Below are 1,872 nucleotides of genomic sequence, written 5' to 3'. Positions count from 1 at the left end.
GGGCGTCGCGAGGGTGGTGTTTACCTCCTCGGTGGGGTGCGGCGGGGGGGGGGCGGGGTTGCGCGCCCGTCCGCACACCCGGGCCGCACGACTCGCGAGACCTCCGCGGCGACAGCCCGAACCGGCCACGTCGGACAACTGGGTCTCGCCCGGGTGCCGCACCGCGTTACCCGACCTCGCCGATCCTCACCTCATCAGGTGAGGGGGTGGTGGGTCGTGCGGCCGACCACCCCGGCCGGGGCGGCAGCGCGTCCGCGGCGCGGTGCCGGCCTCGCCGATCGGTGGCGGCGGCCCCGCGCGGTTACCGTTGTCGTGGGCCGGTCGGCGCCGAGGAGCTTGCGAGGTGGTCACCGTTGAGCGATGAGAGCGTGGCCGCGGGCGTGTCGGTGGAGTCCGTCGTGATCGGGGGCGTCCCGGTGCTGCGGCTGGCCGGCGAGGTCGACACGCGCTCCGGTGAAGCGGTGCGCCGCAGGCTGCTCGACTGGTTGGACACCGTCACCTCGACCTCGGCGGTCGACCTGACCGGCGTCACGTTCCTGCCCTCCAGCGGCCTGGCGGTGCTGGTCGAGGGCGCGCGGCACGCCGACCGGCGCGGCGTCGCGTTCGTCATCGTCGCCGACCACCGCGCGGTGCTGCGGCCGTTCCGGGCCACCCGGATGGACGAGGTGTTCACCGTCTACCCCGACCTGGAGCGGGCCCTGGCCTCGCTGCGGGGCGGGGCTTGAGGGCCGCGCGCTCCACAGTGGACGGCGAGGTCGGCTCGCCCGGTCGCCTCGGCCCGGTCAGCTCGGCACGGCCTCGACGAGGGAGAACCCCGACGGCGGCAGCGCCGTGACGTCGGTGACGGTGAACCCGTTGGCCGCCAACAGCTCCTCGTACTCGCCGCGCGTGCGCTCCTGGCCGCCGAGGTTGACGAGCATGTTGAGGTCGCTGAGGTAGATCACCGGCGAGGCGTCGTCGGGGACCGAGTCGGGCAGGACCGGTTCCACCACGAGCAGGCGGCCGTGCTCCGGCAGGGACGCCCGGCAGTGCCGGAGCACCGTGCCGGCGCGGTCGTCGTCCCAGTCGTGCAGGACGCTCTTGAGCAGCACCGCGTCCGCACCCGCCGGGACGGCGGCGAAGAAGTCGCCGGTGACGACCTCGCACCGGGCCGCGACGCCGGCCGCGGCCAGCACCCGGTGCGCCTCCGACGAGCCGGTGGCGGTGTCGAACAGCACGCCGCGCGGGCCGGCGTGCCGGCCGAGGACCGCGGCGAGCAGCGTGCCGTCGCCGCCGCCGACGTCGATCACCGCGCCGTAGCGGCCGAAGTCGTGGGCGTCGGGCAGCAGGCGGGAGACCACGTGCGTGCCCTGGCTCATGGCGGCGTTGAACGCCGCGGCGAGGTCCGGCCGCGACCCGAGGTGGTCGAAGAACGAGGTCCCGAACTCCTCGTCGAACGCGGTAACGCCGGTGCGGACGCCGTCGTCGAGCCGGTGCCAGGCGCGCAGCAGGACCGGGTCGGTGAACACGCGGGCGAAGGCGGCCAGCGAGCCCGGCGCGTCCGACCGCAGCAGGGCGCCGAGCGCGGTGGCCGCGTACCGGTCACCGCGCTCCTCCAGCAGCCCCAGCGCCGTCGCCGCGCGCAGCAGCCGCAGCGTGGTGCGCGGCAACGCCCCGCACGCGGCGGCCACCTCGTCGGCGGAGCGGTCGCCGTCGCCCAGGACGTCCGGGACGCCGAGTTCGACGCACGCCGCGACGACCTGGGCGGCCATCGAGCCGAAGATCATGTTCACCAGCGCGTGGCGCGCGGCGACGGTCGGGTCCGGTGACGCGGCCATGGAGCCCCCGTGGATGCGTTACGACAATGATTGTCAAAATCACTGTAGCGATCCC

Annotated in this window: 2 protein-coding genes; one reads left to right on the top strand and one right to left on the bottom strand. The window is 75.1% G+C overall.

The features are described from left to right. Window positions 1-353 precede the first annotated feature (353 nt). Window positions 354-725, top strand: a complete 372-nt coding sequence (locus tag ACFV4N_RS43295) for an STAS domain-containing protein (RefSeq protein ID WP_499678517.1) — start codon at window positions 354-356, stop codon at window positions 723-725. 57 nt (window positions 726-782) lie between these two features. On the opposite strand, the gene ACFV4N_RS43290 is transcribed toward ACFV4N_RS43295, so the two are convergent. Continuing rightward, window positions 783-1,817, bottom strand: a complete 1,035-nt coding sequence (locus tag ACFV4N_RS43290) for a methyltransferase (RefSeq protein ID WP_499678516.1) — start codon at window positions 1,815-1,817, stop codon at window positions 783-785. Window positions 1,818-1,872 lie beyond the last annotated feature (55 nt).

Origin of the sequence: Actinosynnema sp. NPDC059797, assembly GCF_042732085.1 — a bacterium.
Classification (GTDB): domain Bacteria; phylum Actinomycetota; class Actinomycetes; order Mycobacteriales; family Pseudonocardiaceae; genus Actinosynnema.
The sequence above is the reverse complement of the archived record's forward strand: the minus strand, read 5'-3'. Positions and strand labels throughout refer to the sequence as shown.

Bases quoted from the DNA above. Each gene is read 5' to 3' on its own strand.
- ACFV4N_RS43290 (WP_499678516.1), bottom strand. From the start codon at position 1,817: ATGGCCGCGTCACCGGACCCGACCGTCGCCGCGCGCCACGCGCTGGTG.